The sequence below is a fragment of the Herbaspirillum sp. GW822-FHT03A08 genome (genome assembly GCF_058801885.1).
Genome location: NZ_JBXANR010000001.1, coordinates 586264 through 610547, shown reverse-complemented (window position 1 = coordinate 610547; position 24284 = coordinate 586264). Strand labels below are relative to the sequence as shown.

The 24284-nt window shown below is 58.9% G+C and carries 17 protein-coding genes; 12 read left to right on the top strand and 5 right to left on the bottom strand.

Annotated features, from left to right (window positions below; genetic code table 11):
• Positions 1 to 44: 44 nt before the first annotated feature.
• A complete protein-coding gene (locus AC1RN6_RS02875) occupies positions 45 to 1160 on the bottom strand; it encodes an NADH:flavin oxidoreductase/NADH oxidase (protein ID WP_493002892.1) in 1116 nt (371 codons plus the stop codon).
• A gap of 200 nt (positions 1161 to 1360) precedes the next feature.
• Positions 1361 to 3166: an ABC transporter transmembrane domain-containing protein gene (locus AC1RN6_RS02870; protein ID WP_493002891.1), complete on the bottom strand. Its 1806-nt coding sequence runs from the start codon at positions 3164 to 3166 to the stop codon at positions 1361 to 1363.
• A 324-nt stretch (positions 3167 to 3490) separates the two neighbouring features.
• On the opposite strand from AC1RN6_RS02870, the gene egtD reads away from it, so the two are divergent.
• Positions 3491 to 4447 carry an L-histidine N(alpha)-methyltransferase gene (egtD, locus tag AC1RN6_RS02865; RefSeq protein WP_493003501.1) on the top strand — a complete coding sequence of 319 codons (957 nt, stop codon included), beginning with the start codon at positions 3491 to 3493 and terminating at the stop codon, positions 4445 to 4447.
• 39 nt (positions 4448 to 4486) lie between these two features.
• Complete coding sequence (egtB, locus tag AC1RN6_RS02860) at positions 4487 to 5710, top strand: ergothioneine biosynthesis protein EgtB (protein ID WP_493002889.1); 1224 nt, start codon at positions 4487 to 4489, stop codon at positions 5708 to 5710.
• Between the two features lie 96 nt (positions 5711 to 5806).
• Here the strand turns inward: egtB and leuA are convergent, their stop codons facing one another.
• Positions 5807 to 7510 carry a 2-isopropylmalate synthase gene (leuA, locus tag AC1RN6_RS02855; protein WP_493002888.1) on the bottom strand — a complete coding sequence of 568 codons (1704 nt, stop codon included), beginning with the start codon at positions 7508 to 7510 and terminating at the stop codon, positions 5807 to 5809.
• 640 nt (positions 7511 to 8150) lie between these two features.
• Between leuA and AC1RN6_RS02850 the strand changes: the two genes are divergently transcribed.
• Genes AC1RN6_RS02850 through AC1RN6_RS02835 form a run of 4 tightly spaced genes read left to right on the top strand, consistent with a single transcriptional unit; the run spans position 8151 to position 11831 of the window.
• Positions 8151 to 8801: a paraquat-inducible protein A gene (locus AC1RN6_RS02850; protein ID WP_493002886.1), complete on the top strand. Its 651-nt coding sequence runs from the start codon at positions 8151 to 8153 to the stop codon at positions 8799 to 8801.
• Complete coding sequence (locus tag AC1RN6_RS02845) at positions 8798 to 9568, top strand: paraquat-inducible protein A (RefSeq protein WP_493002885.1); 771 nt, start codon at positions 8798 to 8800, stop codon at positions 9566 to 9568. The genes AC1RN6_RS02850 and AC1RN6_RS02845 overlap by 4 nt, the downstream gene beginning before the upstream one ends.
• A complete protein-coding gene (locus AC1RN6_RS02840) occupies positions 9565 to 11187 on the top strand; it encodes a PqiB family protein (RefSeq protein ID WP_493002884.1) in 1623 nt (540 codons plus the stop codon). Before AC1RN6_RS02845 ends, AC1RN6_RS02840 begins: the two co-directional genes overlap by 4 nt.
• Positions 11187 to 11831 carry a PqiC family protein gene (locus tag AC1RN6_RS02835; RefSeq protein ID WP_493002881.1) on the top strand — a complete coding sequence of 215 codons (645 nt, stop codon included), beginning with the start codon at positions 11187 to 11189 and terminating at the stop codon, positions 11829 to 11831. Before AC1RN6_RS02840 ends, AC1RN6_RS02835 begins: the two co-directional genes overlap by 1 nt.
• A gap of 131 nt (positions 11832 to 11962) precedes the next feature.
• On the opposite strand, the gene AC1RN6_RS02830 is transcribed toward AC1RN6_RS02835, so the two are convergent.
• Together AC1RN6_RS02830 and fabI are read right to left on the bottom strand one after the other, a co-directional pair.
• On the bottom strand, positions 11963 to 13402 hold the full coding sequence (locus AC1RN6_RS02830; protein ID WP_493002879.1) for a DEAD/DEAH box helicase: 1440 nt from the start codon (positions 13400 to 13402) through the stop codon (positions 11963 to 11965).
• Between the two features lie 408 nt (positions 13403 to 13810).
• A complete protein-coding gene (fabI, locus tag AC1RN6_RS02825; protein WP_094563099.1) occupies positions 13811 to 14593 on the bottom strand; it encodes an enoyl-ACP reductase FabI in 783 nt (260 codons plus the stop codon).
• 304 nt (positions 14594 to 14897) lie between these two features.
• On the opposite strand from fabI, the gene AC1RN6_RS02820 reads away from it, so the two are divergent.
• From AC1RN6_RS02820 to AC1RN6_RS02795, 6 genes are all read left to right on the top strand, one after another.
• On the top strand, positions 14898 to 16697 hold the full coding sequence (locus AC1RN6_RS02820) for an extracellular solute-binding protein (protein ID WP_493002878.1): 1800 nt from the start codon (positions 14898 to 14900) through the stop codon (positions 16695 to 16697).
• Positions 16698 to 16743: 46 nt separating this feature from the next.
• Entirely contained in the window at positions 16744 to 17799 is a 1056-nt protein-coding gene (locus AC1RN6_RS02815; protein ID WP_493002876.1) for a microcin C ABC transporter permease YejB, read from the top strand.
• Complete coding sequence (locus AC1RN6_RS02810; protein ID WP_493002875.1) at positions 17796 to 18860, top strand: ABC transporter permease; 1065 nt, start codon at positions 17796 to 17798, stop codon at positions 18858 to 18860. The genes AC1RN6_RS02815 and AC1RN6_RS02810 overlap by 4 nt, the downstream gene beginning before the upstream one ends.
• Positions 18857 to 20479, top strand: coding sequence for an ABC transporter ATP-binding protein (locus tag AC1RN6_RS02805; protein WP_493002874.1), 1623 nt, complete (start codon positions 18857 to 18859; stop codon positions 20477 to 20479). The genes AC1RN6_RS02810 and AC1RN6_RS02805 overlap by 4 nt, the downstream gene beginning before the upstream one ends.
• 264 nt (positions 20480 to 20743) lie before the next feature.
• On the top strand, positions 20744 to 22390 hold the full coding sequence (locus AC1RN6_RS02800) for a methyl-accepting chemotaxis protein (RefSeq protein WP_493002872.1): 1647 nt from the start codon (positions 20744 to 20746) through the stop codon (positions 22388 to 22390).
• 240 nt (positions 22391 to 22630) lie between these two features.
• Complete coding sequence (locus AC1RN6_RS02795) at positions 22631 to 24277, top strand: methyl-accepting chemotaxis protein (RefSeq protein ID WP_493002870.1); 1647 nt, start codon at positions 22631 to 22633, stop codon at positions 24275 to 24277.
• The last annotated feature ends 7 nt before the right edge of the window (positions 24278 to 24284 follow it).

Sequence of the window (24284 nt, the reverse complement as noted above, 5' to 3'; positions counted from 1 at the left end):
TCGCGGCCGGATACGGGACCCGGGATTCGGGATTGCGATCAGGATCAGTCGAGGTCGCCGTAATCGACGTTCTCACGCAATGGCGTCTTGCTCGATGCGGCGCGCACATATTGCGGCGGCCAGGCGACGTTTTCCTTGAGCGCATCGGCGGCGCGCAGCGGCCAGTATGGATCGCGCAGCAGTTCGCGCGCCAGCAGCACGAGATCGGCTTGTTCGGTACGCAGAACGTGTTCCGCCTGGATCGCATCAGTGATCATGCCGACGGTGCCGGTAGCGATCTTGGCCTCGCTCTTGACCCGTGCGGCAAAGGCAGTCTGATAGCCGGGACCGGTCGGAATCGTCGCCGTGGCGATGTTGCCGCCGCTGGAGACGTCGACCAGATCGACGCCGAGGTCGCGCAACATGCGCGAGACGGCAACTGTCTCGTCGGCATTCCAGCCGCCCTCGGTCCAGTCGGTTGCCGACAGGCGGACGAACAGCGGCAGATCTGCCGGCCAGACTTTACGCACGGCGGTGACGGTTTCCACCAGGAAGCGCGCGCGGTTTTCCAGCGAACCGCCGTATTGGTCGGTACGCTGATTGCTCAGCGGCGAGAGGAATTCATGCAGCAGGTAGCCGTGTGCGGCGTGCACTTCGACGACTTTGAAACCGGCCTTGAAGGCGCGTTGTGCGGCATCGGCAAAGGCTTGCACGCGTTGCGCAATGGCTTCCACGCTCAGCTCCACCGGCGCCTTGAAGGTGGCGTCGAAAGGAATCGCCGACGGGCCTACGGTATCCCAGCCGCCTTCTGCGGCAGGCACGGTGCCGACCTTGCCGGCCCATGGACGCCAGGCGCTGGCCTTGCGGCCGGCGTGCGCCAGCTGGATGCCGGCGAAAGAACCCTGCGCTTCGATGAAGCGGGTGATGCGGCGCAGCGGTTCGATGTGCTCGTCTTTCCAGATGCCGACGTCTTCCGGCGTGATGCGGCCTTCGGCCAGAACGCCGGCCGCTTCCACGATCACCAGACCGGCGCCGCCGACGGCGCGGCTGCCCAGATGGACCAGGTGCCAGTCATTGACGAAACCGTCCTGCGCTGAGTACTGGCACATTGGCGAAACGGCAATGCGGTTCGGCAGAGTCAGTTCGCGTAACTTCAGCGGGGAGAATAATTTGCTGCTCATCGAAAGCTCCTGTTGGTTCGCGGTATGCGCAGAAAGGACGGCGCGCTCGCAAGTGGAAAGTGGAAGTAGGGGAGGTGGTTGTTTGGTGAAACCAGAAGTCTATTTTATTTTTTGAAATCGTGTTTGGCGCCGCCGGATTCTTTGGACGTTCTCCCGGCGGCGCGATTGATCTTAACCATTCCTCGCAACCATTCCATCGTTCAGTCGGTATTGAACTGCAGCGCAGCCAGGCTCGCGTACAGACCATTTTGCGCAATCAGCGAAGCATGTGTACCGGTCTCGACGATGCGGCCATGCTCCAGCACGATGATGCGGTCGGCGCGCTGCACGGTCGCGAGGCGGTGCGCAATGACCAATGTGGTGCGGCCGATCATGGCGGCTTCCAGGGCAGACTGCACCAGACGTTCGGATTCGGCGTCGAGGGCGCTGGTGGCTTCGTCGAGCAGCAGCAACGGCGGATTCTTCAACAGTGCACGTGCAATTGCAATGCGTTGGCGCTGACCGCCCGACAGACGCACGCCGCGTTCGCCGAGGAAGGATTGGTAGCCTTGCGGCAGGCGCTCGATGAACTCATGTGCAGCCGCCATCTTCGCTGCAGCAATCACTTCTTCATCGCTGGCATCGGCACGGCCGAAGCGGATGTTCTCCAGCGCGTTCTCGGAAAAAATGATGGTGTCCTGCGGCACGATGCCGATGGCGCCGCGCAAGGTTTGCAGGGATAGAAATTTGATGTCGACGCCGCCCAGTTTGATGGCGCCTTGCTGCGGATCGTAGAAGCGCAACAGCAATTGGAACAGCGTGGTCTTGCCGGCACCGGACGGACCGACGATGGCGATGGTCTCGCCCGGTTTGATATCCAAGGACAGATGCATCAGTGCGCTGCTGTCGGGGCGCGACGGATAGTGGAACACCACATCTTCCAGCTGCAACGCTGCGCCGTTGGCGGTACGCGGCGGCAGGGTTTCCGGCAGCAACACCGATTGCACCGGCGACTTGGCCGACAGCAGATCGAGCAAGCGTTCGGTAGCGCCGGCTGCGCGCTGGGTGTCGCCCAGCACTTCCGACAAGGCGCCGATGGAGCCTGCCACCAGCGACGCATACAGGATGAACTGACCGAGCTGGCCGCCGCTCATGCTGCCCTGGACTACGGCATGCGCGCCCAGCCACAGCACGAACACGATGGCGCCGAACACCAGCAGGATCGCCATCATCGTCAGTACCGAACGCGCGCGGATGCGCTGCATGGCGGTATGAAAAGCACGTTCCACCGAGGTGCCGAAGCGCCTGGCTTCGATCTCTTCGTGCGTGAAGGCTTGCACTGTCGGCATGGCGTTGAGGATCTCGCCGGCCAGCGCGGAGGCGTCTGCGACGCGATCCTGCGATTCGCGCGAGAGCTTGCGCACGCGGCGGCCGTAAAACACGATCGGCAGCACCACGGCTGCCAGCATCACGATGATGATGGACGACAGCTTGACGCTGGTGATGAACAGCATGACCATGCCGCCCATAAACAGCAGTCCGTTGCGCAACGCCATCGAGATACTGGTGCCCACCAGCGTCTGGATCAGCGTGGTGTCGGTGGTCAGGCGCGACAGCACTTCACCGGTCTTGGTGGTTTCAAAGAACTGCGGGCTTTGCGTGACCACATGCGCATAGACGGCACTGCGCAGATCGGCCGTCACGCGTTCGCCCAGCCACGACACCATGTAAAACCGCGCCGCCGTGGCCACGCCGAGGATGCAGGCGACACCGAACAGAGCAAGAAAATACAAGTCGATGTGCAGCGTGCTGGCAGCGGCGTCGGCACCGCCGATGCCGCTTTTGCCGAAGCCCAGATCGATCATTTGCCGAAACGCATACGGGATCGCCAGGGTTGCCGCCGCAGCGACGATGAGCGCCAGGCCGGCCAGCATGAATTGACGCTTATAAGGTTGCAGAAAGGGGAGCAGGCCGATCAGGGTTTTGATGCTGCCTTTGGCGGGTTCTGGTTTGACGCTAGATGACATGTTGGCAAGATTTATGATGTTGGTAAGGCAACTTATGGGCTGAATGTCAGAATTTTTATGGTGCGGTGAACCACATCGGCGATTGCAAGTCGATAGAATGTATAAGTATATGCATTCATCAACTATTCAATCTGACAACAGATTGACCTCTTGAAATGCGCCATGTGCGCTCAATATGCGGTTGCTAGTACTTTCTGAACGCGGTCTAGTGTATTGCATGCCCGGATACCGTGCCCATCACGTTCATGCAGTTGTTACATTGCGCGGTTACATTGTGCCGTTACATCATGCGGTTACAACAAGGAGAGCAAATTGGCTCAACGAATGTTGCAGGACATGCAGGACGATTGGTCAGAACCCTGTCCTATCCGGAACGAATTGCAAGACGGCCTGATGGCCGAAGCCGCCCGCATTTCTCCCAAATACTTTTACGACGCGCTCGGATCCACTTTATTTGAAGCGATTTGTGCGCTGCCGGAATACTACCCGACCCGCACCGAAGCGCAGATCTTCGACCAACACGCCGAGGATATTGCCGCGACCGTCGGCAAAGGCGTGACCATGATCGATCTGGGCGCCGGCAATTGCGCCAAGGCCGCGCGTCTGTTTCCGTCCCTTGAGCCGCGTCAGTACGTGCCCATCGATATTTCGACTGAATTCCTGCGTGAGGCGGTGAACGGTTTGCGGCAAAAATTTCCGGCGATTCCGATGCAGGAAATCGCGATGGATTTCTCTGCTTCGCTGCAATTGCCATCGACGGTCGGACGTGAAAATCGGCTCTTCTTTTATCCCGGATCATCGCTCGGCAACTTCGCGCCGGAAGAAGCGCTTCAGTTCCTGCGCCGCATGCGTCACGGTCTGCAATTGGGCGAAGCGGGCGGCGTCTTGCTCGGCATCGATCTGGTCAAGGAAAAGGCGGTACTTGATGCCGCCTACGACGATGCACTGGGCGTGACGGCAGCGTTCAATCGCAATGCTTTGTTGCACGTCAACCGTTTGCTGGGCAGTGATTTCGTGGTGGACGACTGGCAGCATCGCGGTTTCTTCAATCCTGAATTGTCGCGCATCGAGATGCATCTGGAAGCGCGCCGCGATGTCACGGTGGCATGGTGCGGCGGTGAGCGGAGTTTCCGCCAGGGTGAGCGCATCCATACAGAGAACAGCTACAAATTCACGCCGGACGGCTTCAGCGATTTGCTGCGGCAGGCTGGTTTTGGCCATGCCAAGATGTGGTTCGATCCGCAGAAGTGGTTCATGTTATGTTACGCGCGGCCGGTGTAAGCGGCTGGTACATGACATCTGCAAAGGGAGACAAGCAGCATGCATAAGGAAACGGCCGTCCTGGCCGCAACGAACGCAGCCATCGTCGATGATTTTTTGCGCACGCGCGAATACTCGATGATTCTCGCTACGCCCTTATCCGATGAAGATTGCGGCGCGCAGTCGATGCCCGACGCCAGTCCGGTCAAATGGCATCTGGCGCATACCAGCTGGTTCTTTGAGACCTTCATTCTCGAAACTTACGAGCCTGATTTTGCGCCGTTTCATCCCGCGTTCCGGGTCTTATTCAATTCCTATTACGAAGGTGTCGGCGACAAGCACCCGCGTCCGCAGCGCGGCTTGCTTACGCGCCCGTCGCTGGCCGAGATCCGCGCCTATCGCTCCAACATCGATCTGCGCATGCAGGCGCTGCTGTTGTCGGATGTCTGTGATGCAGACTGTCTGCGCCTGCTGGAGCTGGGCATGCAGCATGAGCAGCAACATCAGGAGCTGATGCTGACCGACGTCAAACATCTGCTGTCGCTCAATCCGCTCAAGCCGGCCTATCTGCCGCGCGCCTTACAGGCCATGCCGGTACAGACCGAACTGGAGTGGAATGCCTTCGATGCCGGTGTGGTGGAGATTGGCTATGGCAACAAAGCGCGCAGCGGATTCTGTTTCGACAACGAGCTGCCGTCGCACCGCCAGTTCGTCGAGGCATTTGCCATCGGTTCGCGCCTGATCAGCAATATCGAATACCTGATGTTTGTGGAGCAGGGCGGCTACGACAATCCGGCTCTTTGGCTATCGGCCGGATGGGACTGGCGCAGCAGCAACGGCATCAGACATCCTCTGTACTGGCATCGCCAGGACGACGGCGCATGGCAGGAGTTCACCTTGCATGGCATGTTGCCGCTGGATCCGCATGCGGCGGTGCTGCACTTGTCCTACTACGAGGCTGATGCCTATGCGCGCTGGGCCGGTGCGCGTTTGCCGACCGAGGCGGAGTGGGAATATGCAGCCGGTGCCCTCGGCAATGAGGGCCGGCAATTTTTCGGCACGGCGTGGCAGTGGACGTCAAGCAGCTACGCGCCTTATCCGGGTTATGCGATTCCGGACGGCGCCGTGGGTGAGTACAACGGCAAGTTCATGGTCAATCAATACGTCTTGCGCGGCTCATCCGGCGCGACCCCGCTGGGACATTCGCGTATCAGCTATCGCAACTTTTTCCCGGCGACCGCATGCTGGCAGTACAGCGGCATTCGTCTGGCCCGCTCGCTGTAACGATTCACGATTATCTGAAGCACAAAACAAAAAAGCCGCCGGTTGGATAAACCGGCGGCTTTTTTCATGTCGCTTGACGTGGGTTTGTCAGGCTGCTCAGGCGGCTTTCGCTTTTGGCGAAGAAGGCTGATTGGCGCTCTGGTCAATCGCGATCTGGCGATTGATGGCGCTGAGGACGGCTTTGAACGATGCGGTGACGATGTTGGCGTCAATGCCCACGCCGAAACCGGTCGGCGCTTCATTCAGGCGCAGCTCGATATAGCTGGCGGCTTGCGCATTGGCGCCGGCGCCGATGGCGTGCTCGTGGAAGTCCATCAGTTTGATGTCCAGACCCAGTGCATTGACGAAGGCGTCGATCGGACCGTTGCCGGTGCCGCGCAGGGTGGCCTTTTCGCCGTTGCGCTCGATGTCGATTTCAATCTTGATCGATTCCTTGTGCGAAGAATCTTCCGACATGCGGTGGGCGCGATAGACGTACGGTGTGGTGCGGTCCAGATATTCGCTCTTGAAGATCGTGTAGATGTCGCCGGCAACGATTTCCTTGCCGGTAGCATCGGCTTCGCGCTGGATGGCGCGGCTGAATTCGATCTGCAGACGGCGCGGCATCGACAGGCCGTATTCCTGTTCCAGCAGGTAAGCCATGCCGCCCTTGCCGGACTGGCTGTTGACGCGGATCACGGCGTCGTAGCTGCGGCCCAGATCGGCCGGGTCGATCGGCAGATAAGGCACTTCCCAGATGGCGTCCGCTTGCTGTTTGGCGAAGCCCTTCTTGATCGCATCCTGGTGCGAGCCGGAGAAGGCCGTGAAGACCAGGTCGCCGACATACGGATGACGCGGGTGGACCGGGATCTGGTTGCACTCTTCAACGCATTGACGCACGGTGTCAATGTCGGAAAAATCCAGTCCAGGGTTCACGCCTTGGGTGTACAGGTTCAGCACCAGTGTGACGAGGTCGACGTTGCCGGTGCGTTCACCGTTGCCGAACAAGCAGCCTTCGACGCGATCAGCGCCGGCCATGACGGCCAGTTCAGCGGAGGCAACGGCAGTGCCGCGGTCATTGTGCGGGTGTACCGAGATGATGGTGGAAGCGCGATGCTTGAGGTTGCGGCACATCCATTCGATCTGGTCGGCGTAGACATTCGGTGTGCTGCATTCGACGGTCGACGGCAGGTTCAGGATGACTTTGCGTTCGGGTGTCGCGCCCCAGGTTTCGCAGACGGCATCGCAGATTTCCTTGGAGAAGTCGAGTTCGGTAGTGCTGAACGATTCCGGCGAATATTCATAGCGCCATTGGGTTTCCGGACGGGCGTCGGTCAGTTCCTTGACGAGCTGGGTGCCGGTAACGGCGATGTTCTTGATTTCATCGCGCGACATGTTGAAGACGATCTTGCGGAAAGCCGGCGCCACCGAGTTATACAAGTGCACGATAGCTTGCTTGGCGCCTGCCAGCGAATCGATGGTGCGGCGGATCAGCTCTTCGCGCGACTGGGTCAGCACGATGATGGTGACGTCATCGGGAATGCGGTTTTCTTCGATCAGTTTGCGAACGAAATCGAAGTCGGTTTGCGATGCGGAGGGGAAGCCGACTTCGATTTCTTTCAGACCGATTTGCAGCAGCATTTCAAAGAAGCGCAGTTTGCGTTCCGGGCTCATTGGCTCGATCAGCGCCTGATTGCCGTCGCGCAGGTCGGTACTCATCCAGATCGGCGGCTTGGAAATGAACTGATTGGGCCAGGTACGATCAGATAACGGAATCGTTGGGAATGCACGGTACTTTGCTGCCGGGTTGCTTAACATCATGGTAAAACCTCTTTAATTTGTCACTACAGTGAAATTGGGGAAATCATCCGATGTGGCTCAAGGGCCGCCTGACTGCCACTAACGCGAGGCCAGGCAACCGATCGGTAGCGATAGCAGTAGCGGCGCCGATGGTGCAAAGTTCTTCGCGGCGATAAACCCTGCGACTTCGCCGAAAGTCGGAGTTGCAGCAATGGAGTGGGTATGCAAGAGCGGCATAACTGGCTTTTCAGTAAAAATTTACAACTTTTTAATTTGTGCTGCGATGTGATTCTGAGAATCCATTTCGGATACTTTCAGATCAATACGCCAGCGAGGAAACTGCAAAAACTAGGGGGAAACCTGGATTAGCGCGAAGCTGGTAGTAGCGTCACTCGTAGCAACGCTAGCAGGGCGCCAGCGAAGTGCGATAGTGATAGGGAGAATTGTGTTGCGGAGTTCATCTGGTCACTTTAGAAGATTGCCGTTTGGCTTGTCAAGCAATATCTGCCCGGCCCGGCCGAAAGCGAGCCCGAAGCGGGGTAAAAACGCCGCTTTTTGTTGTTAGAATCCAAGTTCCTGTCATGATGATGAAGCGGCAAGTCGTTAATGGTTTGGCTACATCTGTTCTTTATTCGGTTTATTTCCACTATTTATACAATTCATGCATAGACGTCCGGACCTGATCGTTTGCGAAGAGTGTGATGCAGTGCATCACAGGCCGGTACTCAAGCGCGCCGAAGTTGCGCACTGCCAGCGCTGCGGCGCAGAGATGGAGCGCGACACCGGCAGCCGCCAGCAACGCTTGCTGCCGCTGACGGTCGCCAGCCTGATCATGTTCGTGATCGCCAACAGCTTTCCGATTGTGCAGATCGAGTTGCAGGGGCTGACCAGCCAGACTACGCTGATCGGGGCCGTCAAGGTGCTCGGGATGGAAGGCATGTCGCTGGTGGCCATGCTGGTGCTGGCCACGACGATTCTGTTCCCCTTGCTGCAGTTGCTGGTGCTTTTCTATTTGTTATTACCGACTGCGCACGGCGTGCATCGTCCCGGCGTCAAGACCTTGCTGCGACTGATGCAGATGGTCCGCCCTTGGGGCATGGTGGAAGTGTTCCTGCTCGGCGTACTGGTAGCGGTGGTGAAGTTGTCCAATATGGCGACGGTGATCCCTGGGGTCGCCTTGTGGGCGTTTGGCGCCCTGACGATCGTATTGACTGCGGTGGTGTCGTTCAACCCGCGCTATCTGTGGCGCTCGCTGGTGATTGCACACCTTGACGACGCGCAGCCGGTCAAAGACGGAGAGCCGGTACGATGAGCGCCGACACCCATCCAATACCGCATCCTGCAAGCGATGCATCGTTTGCGGGTGAGCCCGCCGCACATGCCGCCCCTGCTGCCGAGCCGGTGATGAACAGCGCCATCGCCTCTAATCTTCGTCCTTGCCACCATTGCGGCACTGTCTGGGAGAATGTCAGCGATAACGAGAACTGTGAGGTCTGCCGCAGCCCGCTGCACGTGCGCAAGGTCGACAGCCTCAATCGCACCTGGGCCTTTCTGATCGCAGCCTGCATCATGTATATCCCGGCCAACCTGATGCCGGTGATGACTACCACGACCTTGCTGGACGAACAGCAGGATACGATCATGAGCGGCATCATCTACTTCTGGGTCGACGGATCGTGGGAGCTGGCGATCGTGGTGTTCATCGCCAGTTTTCTGGTGCCGCTGTTCAAACTGGTGTCGCTGATCATCCTGACGGTGAGCGCGCGCCGGCGCAGCAGTTGGCAGCGCCTGCAACGCGCCAAGCTGTATCGCGTGGTGGAGTCGATCGGAAGGTGGTCGATGCTGGATGTTTTTGTCGTATCCCTGCTGACCGGGCTGGTGCAGATCGAAGGTTTCGCAAAAATTACCGCAGGTATCGGCGTGGCGGCGTTTGGCTCGGTGGTGGTGCTGACCATGCTGGCTTCCCTGAGCTTCGATCCGCGTCTGATCTGGGATCAGGATGATCCGGTTCCCGATAAGAACACAGTGCCGCCGCCACATGCCGGCCTGCAAGAGCAACAAAAAAAGGATAGTGAATGACTGAACAAACGACGCCCTCAAATCATCTGCCGGAGCCGAAGCGCACCCGCCAGCGCAACTGGCTGCCGTCGCTGGTGTGGCTGATTCCCATCGTCGCCGCCGTGGTCGGTCTGACGCTGGTTGCCAAGATACTGATCGAACGCGGCCCGGTGATCACCATCAGCTTCGTCTCGGCGGAAGGCCTCGAGGCTGGCAAGACCAAGGTGAAATACAAGGACGTCGATATCGGCCAGGTGCAGTCGATTACGCTGAGCAAAGACCGCTCGCATGTCTTGACCACCGTGCAGTTGACCAAAGAAGCCGAGAGCTTCACCGCCGACGACACGCGCTTCTGGGTGGTGCGCCCGCGCGTGGCGGCATCGGGCATCTCCGGCCTGAACACCTTGCTGTCGGGCGCGTATATCGGCGCCGATGCGGGCAAGTCGGAGGAAACGAAAAAAGAATTCGCCGGACTTGAACAGCCGCCTATCATTACGCGCGACACCTCCGGCAAGCAGTTCGTGCTGCATGCCGCCGATCTCGGCTCGGTGGATATCGGCTCGCCCGTGTTTTATCGTCGCATCAAGGTCGGCCAGGTTGCCGCCTATGATCTCGATCAGGACGGAAAGGGGGTGACGCTGCGCATTTTCGTGAACGCGCCTTACGATAAATTTGTCGGTATCAATTCGCGCTTCTGGCATGCCAGCGGTTTTGACATGCAAATCAATGCCAGCGGCTTCAAGTTGCATACGCAATCGCTGGCAACGGTCGTGCTGGGCGGTATCGCTTTCAAATCGATGGACGAATTCGATACCAATACGGCTGCCAAGGAAAACACCAGCTTCCGCCTGGCCGAAGATGAAGCTGCCGCCATGAAGGAACCTGACGGACGCTCGCAAACTGTGCTGCTCTATTTCAACCAGTCGCTACGCGGTCTCGAGCCGGGCGCGGCGGTGGACTTCCGTGGCGTGGTGCTGGGCGAGGTCAAGTCGATCGGCATCGAATACGACGACAAGACGCGCCAGTTCCTGATGCCGGTGGTGGTGACTCTGTATCCGGATCGTCTCGGCCGCAAGTTCAACGAGCAGCAAGAATCGCGCTATACGCCGCGCCAGCGTCTGCGCTATCTGGTTGCACACGGACTGCGCGCGCAATTGCGCAGTGGCAGTCTGCTGACCGGTCAGGTCTATGTGGCGCTGGACTTCTTCCCGAATGCGGAGCCGGCTCAGATTGATATTGAGAAGACGCCGCTGGTCTTCCCGACGATTCCTAACAGTCTCGACGAGATCCAGAATCAGATCGGGGACATTACGCGCAAGCTGAGCAAGGTGCCGTTCGACAAGATCGGCGATGACTTGCGCAAGACTTTGGCTACGCTCAATCGTACGCTGAGCAGCGCCGAGCAGACCATGAACAAGATCAACAACGACGTCGCGCCGGAAATCACTGCCGCTATGCATGATGCGCGCAAGACGCTCAACGCCGCCGAACGGACCTTGTCCGACGACGCGCCGTTGCAGCAGGACGTACGCCAGACCATGCAGGAGCTATCGCGTGCGGCGGCTTCCATCAGGGTATTGACCGATTATTTGCAGCAACATCCGGAATCGCTGATTCGCGGCAAGCAGGAGGATAAATAATGCAGCGCAGATTCACACTTGTTTCGGCGGCGATGCTGGCGGCGTCGGTATTGACGATGGCGGCATGCTCGACGGCGCCGACGCGTTTCTATACCTTGGCGGCAACCGGAGCATCAGGTTCCTCATCGGCCCCATCCCAGACATCTGCAGCTGCACCCGCAAGCGGCCAGACATTCATCGAGGTCTTGCCGGTAAGCGTGCCGGAGCGTCTGGCGCGGCCGCAGATAGTCGTGCGCACGGACGATACGCGCGTCGATATTCTGGAGCAGGATCGGTGGTCGGCGCCGTTCAATAATGAATTGCGCGATGCGCTGGCCAGCGGTGTCGCCAATCGCCTCGGCGCCGTCGACGTGACGCGCGGCGGACGTCCGGTGAGTCAGCCGGTCTACCGCATCGTGGTTGAATTGCGCCAGCTTGATGCCGTCAAGGGCGGCAAGGTCGAGGCATCCTTCGGCTGGACCGTCACACGCAGCGACAACAACACCAGTACGGTGTGTCGTCTGGCGGTCGTGGAACCGGTCAGCGGCATCGGTATAGATGGCGTGGTGCAAGGCATGCAGCGCGCGGTCGCGAATGCGGCGGATGCGATTTCTGCCGACGTGACGGCCTTGCGGGCAGGGAAGGGCGGCGCCTGCAGCAGTTGAGACTGAAAACTGCGACGCCAATGACAAAGGCCGCTTCAATGAAGCGGCCTTTTGTTTTGTGACTTGCCTGCTTTCTGCGGCGATCATCGTTGGACGGTGATCGCCGATACAGCAGGCAGTGTTAATGCAAATTAACGATCGCCGTAAGAGCGACGTGCGCCGCCGTCGGCACGGGCGCCACCGCCCTTGTAACCGCCGCCACCGCCGCCTTCTTTGCGCGGACCACCGGCACCTGCCGGTTTGCCGCCGAAGCTGCGACCGCCGCCATTGCCGTTACCGCTGCCCGAACGTGGTGGGCCGCTGCGGTTGTCGCCTGGACGCCAGCCGCCTGGCTTGCGTGCGCTGCGTGCAGGCGCCGCTGTTTTCTTTGGCTCGTAGCCTTCCACGACATCAACCGGGATCGGTTGCTTGGTGAAGCGCTCGATACGTTTGACGTGCATGCCTTCTGCGTGATTGACCAGCGAGACGGCAACGCCGTTACGGCCGGCGCGACCGGTACGGCCGATACGGTGAACGTAGTCTTCCGGGAATTTCGGCAGATCGTAGTTGAACACGTGGGTGATGCCCGGCACGTCGATACCGCGAGCGGCGACGTCGGTGGCTACCAGCACGCGGACCTGGCCGCGACGCATGCCGTCCAGAGTGCGGTTGCGCGCGCCTTGATGCATATCGCCATGCAAAGCAGCGGCAGCGAAACCGGCGATGTTCAGACGGTCGGCGATGGTGTCAGCGTCACGCTTGGTGGCGGTGAACACAACAGCCTGATCCATGGTCACGTCGCGCAGCAGGAAGTCCAGCAGGCGATTCTTGTGCGACAGATCGTCGACGAAGTGGACACGCTGAGCGATGTTTTCATGCTTGGTGGCGGAACCGGCGATCTGGATGATCTGCGGTGCATTGGTGATGCGCTTTGCCATGTTGCCGACGACGCCATCCAGCGTTGCCGAGAACAGCATGGTTTGGCGGGTTGCCGGTGTTGCAGCAACGATCTTTTCGATATCTTCGATGAAGCCCATGTCCAGCATGCGGTCGGCTTCGTCCAGCACCAGGATTTCCAGTTCGGAGAAATCGATCTTGCCCGAATCCATATGGTCGATCAGACGGCCAGGTGTCGCCACCAGGATTTCAGGATTGCGCGACAGCAATTGCATTTGCTTCGGATAAGGCATGCCACCCAGGATGGACACGGCCTTCAGACGGCGCATGTGTGCGCAGTACTTGTCGGTTGCGGTAGTCACTTGCAGGGCCAGTTCACGTGTCGGCGTCAGCACCAGCATCTTTGGCTGTGCAGGACGGAAACGTGGACGGTCGCCGCGTGCCTTGGCGGCTTGCGCTTCCTGGTTTGGCGTCTTCGCGCCGGGAGCGGCAGGCGGCATGGAGGCAAACTTGTGCAGCGACGGCAGCATGAATGCTGCTGTCTTGCCGGAGCCTGTCTGCGACGATACCAGCAGATCCTTACCGGCGATGGCGGCAGGGATAGCTTGTTCCTGGACCGGAGTCGGCGCGGTGTAGCCGGAGTCGGTCAAGGCTTTGATAATCGATGGGTGCAGGCCTAGTGTTTCAAAAGTCATGTTTTCTTTCGTTTTATGTATGAGCGCCAGACAAATGCAATGCAGCGCAAGCTTACGGCCAACGAATCGGACGCAACGAGCGCACAACAAATGCGGTGAACGCAAAAAAGCAACGCCAACCAACGAAATGACTATGAAAAACAAAGAAATTTCGGCACAAAAGCTTTGCGCCGGGACGGTGTCGCTTAAAAACTAAGGACACTCAAGGCGGGAGGGCTTTTACTACGTACTGTCGTATGTCTAGCGCGACAGTTAGGGCTTGCGAAGCTACTGAGTAACCCGGTAGACCGGATTACGGTTTGTACGTCGTATTGCAACGCACAAACCGAATCATACAGGAAAATGTCGAAGTTAGCACTAGGGCTTATTCGGAGATTTACTTCGAACAGGCCCTAGTCGTTGTTCGTCTTACTCCGAGATCCCGCCGACAACGCGCGAGAAGCCGCCATCCACGTAGGTGATCTCGCCGGTGATGCCGCCTGCCAGGTCAGACAACAGGAAGGCCGAAGCATTGCCCACGTCTTCAATCGTTACGTTGCGGCGCAGCGGGGCGTTGTCGGACACAAAACCGAGGATCTTGCCGAAGCCCTTGATGCCGCTGGCCGCCAGCGTCTTAATCGGACCGGCAGACACGCCGTTGACGCGCACGCCTTTGGGACCCAGGGATTCCGCCAGGTAACGCACGCTGGCTTCCAGCGACGCTTTGGCCAGGCCCATGGTGTTGTAGTTCGGCACGACGCGCTCGGAACCGAGGTAGGTCAGGGTCAGCAGCGCCGAATTCGGACGCAGCATCGGCAGCGCCGCCTTTGCCATTGCCGGGAAGCTATAGGCCGAGATGTCGTGCGCGATCTTGAAGCCTTCGCGCGAGAAACCCTCCAGGAAGTCGCCGGCGATCGCTTCGTTCGGCGCAAAGCCGATGGCGTGCACCAGGCCGTCCAGCTGATCCCATGATTTGCCCAGATCGGCGAACAAGGCATTGATCTGCTCATCGCTGCCGACGTCGCAATCGAAAATCAGCTTGCTGTCAAATTCTTCGGCGAATTTGGTGATACGGTCCTTGAAACGCTCGCCGACATAGGTGAACGCCAGTTCCGCGCCTTCGCGCTTGCACGCCGTGGCGATGCCATAAGCGATGGAACGATTGGATAACAGACCTGTGATCAGGATTTTCTTGCCTTGCAAAAATGCCATGTTGACTCCGAGTGATCGCCGCGACGACGCCAAAAGCGGTGCCGGCCGGGACGAAATAAGGGGATTTCTATTCGATGCAGTATATTTGCGTCTGAACTGGGCAAGATTGTAGGGGCTTGCAGCGATGGGGGCAACCGATGGGACGATTTTTCGCGGACGGAAGATGGCGGCCGAGCGGGATGCCGGCTTGGCATTTTGTCATCGGCAGGCAATGCTGCTGAGTGCCATTGGGTAGAATAGGCATCAGTTTTGCATCTCAACAACTTTGCAGGAATTTCACGGGAATCCGACTCCGACAGGACGCATGCGTAAATTCATTCTTTCTTCCTTGCTGCTGGGCGCGCTCAGTCATCTCAGCCCCGCCAGTGCGGAACACGCCTTCTCGCTGTACGACACACCCAAATATTCCGCCGGTTTCACCCATTTCGACTACGTCAATCCTGACGCGCCCAAGCGCGGCACGCTATATCTGGCGAATCCGGATCGTCGCACCAGTTTTGATAAATTCAATCCGTTCTCCCTGAAAGGCGTTTCTGCCGCCGGGGTCGATAGCCTGATGTTCGAAACGCTGGCAATCAGTTCGCAGGATGAAATCACCACCATCTACGGCCTGCTCGCCGATGACATGCAACTGTCGGCGGACCGCATGTCCATGACGTTTCACCTCAATCCCAAGGCACGCTTCAACAATGGCGACCCGGTCACCGCGGCCGACGTGAAGTATTCCTTCGACACCTTGATCGCCAAAGGCGCGCCGCAGTACAAGTCCTATTTCGCCGATATCAAGCAGTGCGTCGTTCTCGACGGGCAAACGGTGCGTTTCGATTTCAAGACCAAGAATCATGAGCTGCCTTTGATCGTCGGCAGCGTTCCCGTGTTCTCCAGAAAGTGGGCGGCGGGAACGTCGTTCGACAACATTCAACTGACGCCGCCGATTGCCAGCGGACCTTATGCCATCGACAGCTACGACGTCGGCCGCAATATTACCTACAAGCGCCGCAGCGACTATTGGGGCACCGATGTGCCGGTGCGCAAAGGCACGTTCAATTTCGAGAACATCGTCTATCGGTTTTACAAGGACGATGTGGCCCGGCTGGAAGCATTCAAGGCGGGTGAGTTTGACGTTGTCGTCGAGTACAGCGCCAAAAATTGGGTGCGCGCATACAACGGTCCCAAATTCACCAGCGGCGAGATTATCAAGCGCAATCTGAAACATCAGAATGGCGCCAACATGCAAGGCTTTGTCATCAATCTGCGGCGTCCGCAGTTCCAGGACGTGCGCGTCAGGCAAGCCTTGGGATTGGCGCTCGACTACGAGTGGTTGAACCGGCAGTTGTTTTACAACCAGTACACGCGTATCGATTCCTTCTTTGCCAACAGCGAACTGGCCGCACGGGGCACACCGTCTGAAGATGAACTGAAGCTGCTCAATCCCTTGCGGGACAAGCTCAATCCGGTCGTGTTCGGCCCGGCTCCGGTACCGCCGGACACCAATCCTCCGCATTCCTTGCGTGAGAATTTGCTCAAGGCGCGCGAATTGTTGCGGCAGGCTGGCTGGGAGTATCGCGACGGCGCTTTACGCAATGCGAAAGGAGAGATTTTTTCGTTCGAAATTCTGGATGATCAATCTTCCATGTCGCGCGTCATCAACGTTTATGTCCGCAACCTCGACAAACTGGGCATTCAGGTGCACCAGCGTGTAGCAGACTACGCGCTGGTGCAGAAACGCATGGAAAACTTCGACTTCGACATGACCAGCCTGGCTTTTCCTGCGACCAGCAGTCCCGGGAATGAAATGTTCGATTTGTTCGGCTCGAAAGCCGCGGATGAAAAAGGCTCCAATAACGCCTGGGGACTGCGCAGTCCTGCCGTCGATCAATTGATTCAGGAGCTGGTTGCAGCCACCACACGCAAAGACCTGGTAACAGCGACCAGAGCCCTCGATCGCGTCCTGCTCCATGACTACATCATCATTCCGCACTGGTATTCGGCTTCGCATCGAGTCGCTTATCGCAACCGTTTCGGCATACCGGACAAACTGCCGTTGTACTACGAGGCCAACCCTTATGTCGTATCGACCTGGTGGGAGCAAAAGCCGCGATGAAACGAACCATGACAATTGAACTGATTTTTGCGGGACTCGCACAGCCATGAATATCTGGAGCTACATCCTCAAGCGCGTGCTGTTAATGCTGCCGACGCTGATCGGCGTTATCGCCATTACCTTCGCGGTCATTCAATTCGTACCTGGTGGTCCGGTAGAGCAGGCCTTGGACGAACTGAAAGGGCGAGCCGGCGTGCATGAATCCGCCGGTGGCGGTTCTGCCTATCGCGGGCGGCAGGGCGTCGACATCGACCGCGTCAACGAAATCAAGGCGCTCTACGGTTTCGACAAACCGCCGGCAGAGCGATTCTGGCAGATGCTCAAGGGTTTCCTCACCTTCGACCTCGGCAAGAGTTTTTATCACCATGGCGACGTCTGGCAACTGGTCAAATCCAAGATGCCGGTATCGATCACGATCGGTTTGTGGACCTTCTTCCTGACCTACCTTATCTCGGTGCCGCTGGGTATCGCCAAGGCGGTGCGCGAGGGCAGCCGTTTTGATTCGCTGTCGAGCGCGGTGGTGCTGGTCGGCTATTCGATCCCCGGGTTTGTGCTGGGCGTGTTCCTGCTGGTGGTGTTCGGCGGCGGTAGCTTCCTGCAATGGTTCCCGCTGCGCGGGCTGACCTCGGACGACTGGGCCACGCTATCGTTGTTCGGCAAGATCAAGGACTACCTGTGGCACATCACGTTGCCGGTGCTGGCCTCGGTGGCCGGATCGTTTGCGGTCATGACGATGCTGACCAAGAACACCTTCCTAGACGAAATCCGCAAGCAATACGTGCTGACTGCGCGGGCCAAGGGCCTGAGCGAAAACAAGGTGCTCTACAAGCATGTATTCCGCAATGCCCTGATCCCCCTGGTGACCGGATTTCCGGCAGCCTTCATCGGCGCCTTCTTTGCCGGCAGCCTGCTGATCGAGACGCTGTTCTCGCTCGACGGCCTCGGCTTGCTGTCGTATGAGTCGGTGATTCGACGCGACTATCCGGTTGTGATGGGCACCTTGTATCTGTTCACGCTGATCGGTCTTGTGGTGAAACTGCTGGGCGATCTTTGCTACGTCTGGGCCGATCCGCGCGTCCAGTTTGAAAGTCTGGCCAAATGAGCGTAACGACCTTGACTGCTTCTTCTCCTTCTTCATCGCCTTCGATTTCTCCGGGCCGTCGCATCTGGCTGCGCTTCCGCCAGAATCGCAACGGCTACTGGAGCCTGATTATTTTTCTGGTGCTGTTCATCGTCAGTCTCGGAGCTGAACTGGTTTCCAACGACAAGCCGCTGGTGGCCAGCTATCACGGCAAGATCCTGTTCCCGATTGCGCATGACTACTCGGAGAAAGAGTTCGGCGGCGATTTCGCCTCGCCCGCGGACTACCTGGATCCCTTCATCCAGGACCAGTTCAAGAAGGATGGCAACTGGGCCATCTATCCGCTCAATCGCTATCGCTTCGACACACTCAATTACTTCGCCACGCAACCCAATCCGGCGCCGCCTTCCTCGGAGAACTGGCTCGGTACGGATGACCGCGGGCGCGATGTGTTTGCGCGCTTGCTGTACGGCTTCCGCATTTCCATCCTGTTCGGTCTGGCTTTAACGGCAACGGGCGTGGTGCTGGGTTTGCTGGCCGGCGCGGTGCAGGGCTACTTCGCCGGACGCACCGACTTGTTCATGCAGCGCATCCTGGAAATCTGGGGCTCGATGCCGGAGCTGTATCTGCTGATCATTTTTTCATCGATCTTCGAACCCAGCATCGGTCTGCTGCTGGTGCTGTTGTCGCTGTTCGGCTGGATGGGGTTGTCGGACTATGTGCGCGCCGACTTCCTGCGCAATCGCAATCTGGAATATGTACAGGCTGCGCGCGCACTGGGTCTGTCGAATCTGCAAATCATCTGGCGCCATGTGCTGCCGAACAGTCTGACGCCGGTCGTCACCTTTCTGCCGTTCCGCATGAGCGCATCGATTCTCGCGCTGACCAGCCTCGACTTCCTCGGCCTCGGCGTGCCGCCTTCCACGCCGAGCCTCGGCGAACTGCTGGCGCAGGGTAAGAACAACCTCGATGCCTGGTGGATCGCCTTGTCGACCTTTATCGTGCTGACTGTGACGCTGCTGTTGCTGACTAATATCGGCGACGCCTTGCGCAATGCGCTCGATGTGCGGAGGAAGGCATGAGTCTGCTCAACATCCGCAATCTGTCGGTGCGCTTCGGCAATGCAACCGTCGTCGATGACGTCAGCTTCAAAGTCGAACCCGGCGAAAAATTCGCTCTGGTCGGCGAGTCCGGTTCCGGCAAGACGGTCAGCGCCTTGTCGGTGTTGCGTCTGAATCAGGATGCAAATTACGACGGACAAATCCTGTTCAACGGCGACGACATTCTGCAAAAGACTGAAGCCGCCATGCGCGGCGTGCGCGGCATGGATGCAGCGATGATTTTTCAGGAGCCGATGACGGCCTTGAATCCGCTGTTCACCATCGGCAACCAGATCGCCGAAGTGCTGATGCTGCACGAAGGCCTGAGCGCCAAAGCTGCGGCGCAACGCACCGTCGCCTTGCTGGAGAAAACCGGCATTCCGGAACCCGCGCGCCGCGCATTGGCTTATCCGCATCAGTTGTCGGGCGGTCAGCGTCAGCGCGCCATGATTGCCATGGCCCTCGCTTGCCGTCCCAAGCTGCTGATCGCGGATGAACCGACCACGGCGCTGGATGTGACGATTCAGGTGCAGATCCTCGAATTGCTCAATCACTTGCAGCGCGATGAAAACATGGCGGTGCTGCTGATCTCGCACGATCTCAACCTGGTCCGTCATTTTGCCGATCGCGTCGGCGTGATGGAAAAGGGCAAGCTGATCGAGACCGGCGTCACGGCGGATTTGTTCGCAGCGCCGCAGCAAGCCTATACGCGCAAGCTGCTGGCCAGCCAGCCCAAACGCAACGTCGACGAGATTGCGCCCGGCGCGCCGGTGCTGCTGACCGGAGAGCGCGTGCGCTGCACTTTCTCGATCAAGCAAGGCTGGCTGCGCCGCAAGCAGTTCGTCGCGGTGGATGATGTGAATCTGACGCTGCGCAAAGGTGAAACGCTCGGTATCGTCGGCGAATCCGGTTCGGGCAAGTCGACCCTGGGCATGGCCTTGTTGCGTCTGTCATCGGCGCAGGTGGAGGGCAAAATCCGTTTCGACGGCCAACAGGTCAGCGCCATGTCGTCGAGCGCCGTGCGGCCCTTGCGCGCACGCATGCAGGTTGTGTTTCAGGATCCGTTCGCGTCGCTGTCGCCGCGCCGGACGATTGAGCAGATCGTCGGCGAAGGGCTGGCGCTGCATCAACCGCACCTGAACGTTGCACAGCAGCGGGCCGAAGTGGTCGCCGCGCTGCAGGAAGTCGGATTATCCGAAGACATGCTGCAACGCTATCCGCATGAATTTTCCGGTGGTCAGCGCCAGCGCATTGCGATCGCGCGTGCTGTTGTGCTCAAGCCGGAACTATTGCTGCTGGACGAGCCGACCTCGGCGCTTGATGTTACGGTGCAGCAGCAGGTCTTGCAATTGCTGGCGCAGCTGCAACGCAAGCACGGCCTGACTTATTTGTTCATCAGCCACGATCTTGCCGTGATCCGCGCCATGGCGCATCAGGTGCTGGTCATGAAGGATGGCAAAGTAGTGGAGGGCGGGGCGGTGGCCGATGTGTTGCAGCAGCCGTCGCACGCCTATACGCAGCGCTTGCTGGCGGCGGCGACTTATGCGGCCGACAATATCAGCGACGATGTCGGCGATGATCCGGACCTTGCCGGCGGTTGAAGCGATCGGCCATAGTCATTTCGTCAACTTCTACTGTTTGATTTCATTCTTCTTCCCGGTACATGCATCACTGCATGTACGGCGGCGCTTCCTCTATTTTCTTGCTGCCATCTTTGCCGGCTTGGTGCTTCTGATTTTTCTCTGATTTATTTTGGCATTCCGGGAATAAAAATCCTGTAGCGCAGGTTTACTCGTGGTCGGAACGGCGCCATGCCCATGCAGGCGCGCTGGCCGGCGAACGCATGCCAACAGGGAGGAAGCAAGATGACATTCAGGAAACTTCGTATCGGACATCAGCTGGCTATCAGCTTCGGAGTGATCGCCATATTGTTGCTGGCGATTGTCTTTTTTACCTACGGCCGCATCGCCTCGCTGAACGCCAACATCGGACAGACCAATACCGATCTCTACCCCAAGACGATCCTGGCGCATCGTATCAAGGACAAGGTCAATGACGTTGTCATCGGCATGCGGAATGCTTTGCTGACCAGCGATGCAGACAAGATCAAATCCGAGTTCGCCAGGATTGAGGTCAACGCACACATCGTCGGTGCGACGGTGAACGAAATCGACAAGGCGACCTCCACGGAGCAGGGGCGTGAATATGTCGAGGCGCTTATCGCGGGACGGCAGAAGTTCGTCGCCGCGCGCGCTCACTTTACCGATGCGCTGCTGCAAGGCCGGAGGGACGAAGCGATGCGCTTGCTTTATGAGGAGGTCCTGCCGGTGCAGCAAGCCTACTTCACGACGCTGGACGGCACGATCGCTTTTCAGGAGCAGCGCATGGCGGATAATGTGCGGCGCTCGGCTGAGGAGGCGCGCCAGACTGAATATCTGCTGCTCGGCATTTCATTGCTGGCCCTGTTGTCGGGTACTGCGATTGCCTGGTACACCTCGGTCTCCATTGCGACACCACTGGCGCGTGCGGTCGCGATTGCGCGCACCGTGGCCGACGGCGATCTGAGCAGCATTATCGAATCCGATGCGCATAACGAAACCGGCCAGTTGCTGGCGGCACTGCGCGACATGAACGAAGGCTTGTTGAAGATTGTCTCGCAGGTGCGCTCAGGCACCGGCGCCATCGCCAGTGCGTCGGCTCAGATCGCCGCCGGCAACGCGGACCTGTCGACGCGTACGGAGCATCAGGCCGGTTCGCTCGAAGAAACCGTTTCGGCGATGGATGCGCTGACCTCCACCGTCAGGCAGAACGCCGACAACGCACGCCAGGCCAGTCAGTTGGCGACCTCGGCATCTGACATCGCGGTAGCCGGCGGCAATGTGGTGCGTGACGTCGTCCTGACCATGAATTCCATCAATGAGTCATCGAAGAAGATCGTCGACATCATCAGCGTAATCGACGGCATCGCCTTCCAGACCAATATCCTGGCATTGAACGCTGCAGTGGAAGCAGCACGTGCCGGCGAACAGGGACGTGGCTTTGCCGTGGTGGCGCAAGAGGTGCGCACGCTGGCGCAACGTTCGGCGGCGGCTGCCAAGGAGATCAAGACGCTGATCGGCGATTCGGTCGACAAAGTCGGCTCCGGTACGGCGCTGGTCGAGCAGGCGGGGGCCACCATGACCGACATGGTCGCCAGCGTAAAACGGGTCACCGACATCGTGGGTGAGATATCGGCCGCCAGCCGTGAGCAAAGCAACGGCCTGGAAGAAGTCAATCAGGCCATCGGCCAGATGGACCAGACCACCCAGCAAAACGCCGCCCTGGTCGAGCAGGCCGCCGGCGCTGCATTATCGATGCAACAACAGACGGACTCACTGGCGCAACTGGTCAGCGTGTTCCGGCTTGGCGACCGATACGAAGGAGGCGATCTCGTATCGCTCAAAAAGCCTGACGGCGCGCGTCCGCCGAAGGCTGTACGTTTGCCGGCGGTGCTGGCGATCGGCAAAGCTTGATGCAACTTGTTATTGTTTCGCCAACTGCCATTTGGCTTTTTAATGCCGGATGCGCGCAACGTGCCTATCCGGCGCCTTCTTTCTTCCCGTTTCCGGGCGCTCTCCCTATTTATTTTTACAGCGATGGAATAAAGCCGTCACGCCGTTCGTCTACCTGAGACCGGAGCGGCGCTTTGCCGCGGATCATCCCCGAATCAGGGACATCCAACCGGGATAGCGCGCCATCATTGAAGGGACGTCATGACATTCAGGAAACTCCGTATCGGGCATCAGCTCGCCATCAGCTTCGGTTTCATCGCCGTGTTGCTGCTGGCGGTGATTTTTCTTACCTACGGCCGCATCGCTTCGCTCAACGCGAACATCGGCCTGACCAACAGCGACCTGTATCCCAAGACAATCCTGGCGCACCGGATCAAGGACAAGGTCAATGAAGCTGTCATCAGCATGCGCAACGCCTTGTTGCTGAGCGACCCCGTCAAGATCAAAGCGGAGCTGGACAGCATTGAGACCGGTGCGCGGGTGATCGTGGCGTCCATCAATGAGATCGACAAAACCACCGCCGGCGAACAGGGCCGCCAATACGTTGCCGGTCTGGTCACGGCACGGCAGAAGTTTGTCGCCGCACGTACACATTTTGCCCAGACGCTGTTGCAAGACAAGAAGAGTGAAGCGGCGGAGTTGCTATTCAGTGAAGTACTGCCGGCACAGCAGGGTTACTTCGAGCAGATCGACGGCATGATTGCGCTTCAGCAGCAGCGCATGACGGACAATGTGCAGTCGTCCGGCGCCGACGCTCAACAGACGCAATATCTGCTGCTTGGCATCTCGCTGCTGGCCTTGCTGCTGGGTGCGTTGATCGCCTGGTACACCACGGTGTCGATCACCACGCCGCTGGCGCGGGCGGTAGCGATTGCGCGTACGGTTGCCGACGGCGATCTCAGCAGCACGATTGAAATCGACGCGCGCAACGAAACCGGCCAGTTGCTGGCAGCCTTGCGCGATATGAACGCGGGTTTGCTCAAGATCGTCTCGCAGGTGCGTTCCGGCACCGCCGCGATCGCCAGCGCTTCGTCGCAGATCGCTGCCGGCAACGCCGACTTGTCGTCGCGCACCGAGCAGCAGGCCGGTTCGCTGGAAGAGACGGTCTCGGCGATGGATGCATTGACTTCGACCGTACGTCAGAACGCCGACAACGCGACGCAGGCCAATCAACTGGCAACCTCCGCATCCGACATCGCGGTCGCCGGCGGCAACGTGGTGCGTGAAGTCGTGGCGACCATGAACTCCATCAGCGAGTCGTCGAAGAAGATCGTCGACATCATCAGCGTGATTGACGGTATCGCGTTCCAAACCAATATCCTTGCACTGAATGCGGCAGTGGAAGCGGCGCGCGCCGGTGAGCAGGGGCGCGGTTTCGCCGTGGTGGCGCAGGAGGTGCGTACGCTGGCGCAACGCTCGGCCTCGGCGGCAAAGGAAATCAAGACATTGATCGGCGACTCGGTGGAGAAGGTCGGCTCCGGCACCGTGCTGGTCGAGCAGGCCGGCGTGACCATGACGGACATGGTCGCCAGCGTGAAGCGCGTGACCGATATCGTCGGCGAGATATCGGCTGCGAGCCGGGAGCAAAGCAACGGTCTCGAAGAAGTCAATCAGGCTATCGGCCAGATGGACAAGGCGACGCAGCAAAATGCCGCGTTGGTGGAGGAGGCTGCCGGCGCGGCGTCATCGATGCAACAGCAGACGGCATTGCTGGCACAACTGGTCAGCGTGTTCCGGCTGGGCGATCACTATGAAATTACTGAGGCCGCACCATTGAAGACCGTTCACGGCGCTCGTCAGGCGATGCAGATGCAATCGTCGTCGGTGCTGGCAATCGGGAAAAGTTAAATCACAA

What these genes read in the sequence shown, in the direction of transcription:
- AC1RN6_RS02810 (WP_493002875.1), top strand. Translation starts at nt 17,796, where the DNA reads ATGAGCGTAACGACCTTGACTGCTTCTTCTCCTTCTTCATCGCCTTCG.
- AC1RN6_RS02820 (WP_493002878.1), top strand. Translation starts at nt 14,898, where the DNA reads ATGCGTAAATTCATTCTTTCTTCCTTGCTGCTGGGCGCGCTCAGTCAT.
- AC1RN6_RS02795 (WP_493002870.1), top strand. Translation starts at nt 22,631, where the DNA reads ATGACATTCAGGAAACTCCGTATCGGGCATCAGCTCGCCATCAGCTTC.
- AC1RN6_RS02840 (WP_493002884.1), top strand. Translation starts at nt 9,565, where the DNA reads ATGACTGAACAAACGACGCCCTCAAATCATCTGCCGGAGCCGAAGCGC.
- leuA (WP_493002888.1), bottom strand. Translation starts at nt 7,510, where the DNA reads ATGATGTTAAGCAACCCGGCAGCAAAGTACCGTGCATTCCCAACGATT.
- egtD (WP_493003501.1), top strand. Translation starts at nt 3,491, where the DNA reads ATGTTGCAGGACATGCAGGACGATTGGTCAGAACCCTGTCCTATCCGG.
- AC1RN6_RS02845 (WP_493002885.1), top strand. Translation starts at nt 8,798, where the DNA reads ATGAGCGCCGACACCCATCCAATACCGCATCCTGCAAGCGATGCATCG.
- AC1RN6_RS02875 (WP_493002892.1), bottom strand. Translation starts at nt 1,160, where the DNA reads ATGAGCAGCAAATTATTCTCCCCGCTGAAGTTACGCGAACTGACTCTG.
- AC1RN6_RS02850 (WP_493002886.1), top strand. Translation starts at nt 8,151, where the DNA reads ATGCATAGACGTCCGGACCTGATCGTTTGCGAAGAGTGTGATGCAGTG.
- AC1RN6_RS02805 (WP_493002874.1), top strand. Translation starts at nt 18,857, where the DNA reads ATGAGTCTGCTCAACATCCGCAATCTGTCGGTGCGCTTCGGCAATGCA.
- egtB (WP_493002889.1), top strand. Translation starts at nt 4,487, where the DNA reads ATGCATAAGGAAACGGCCGTCCTGGCCGCAACGAACGCAGCCATCGTC.
- AC1RN6_RS02835 (WP_493002881.1), top strand. Translation starts at nt 11,187, where the DNA reads ATGCAGCGCAGATTCACACTTGTTTCGGCGGCGATGCTGGCGGCGTCG.
- AC1RN6_RS02870 (WP_493002891.1), bottom strand. Translation starts at nt 3,166, where the DNA reads ATGTCATCTAGCGTCAAACCAGAACCCGCCAAAGGCAGCATCAAAACC.
- AC1RN6_RS02830 (WP_493002879.1), bottom strand. Translation starts at nt 13,402, where the DNA reads ATGACTTTTGAAACACTAGGCCTGCACCCATCGATTATCAAAGCCTTG.
- AC1RN6_RS02800 (WP_493002872.1), top strand. Translation starts at nt 20,744, where the DNA reads ATGACATTCAGGAAACTTCGTATCGGACATCAGCTGGCTATCAGCTTC.
- fabI (WP_094563099.1), bottom strand. Translation starts at nt 14,593, where the DNA reads ATGGCATTTTTGCAAGGCAAGAAAATCCTGATCACAGGTCTGTTATCC.
- AC1RN6_RS02815 (WP_493002876.1), top strand. Translation starts at nt 16,744, where the DNA reads ATGAATATCTGGAGCTACATCCTCAAGCGCGTGCTGTTAATGCTGCCG.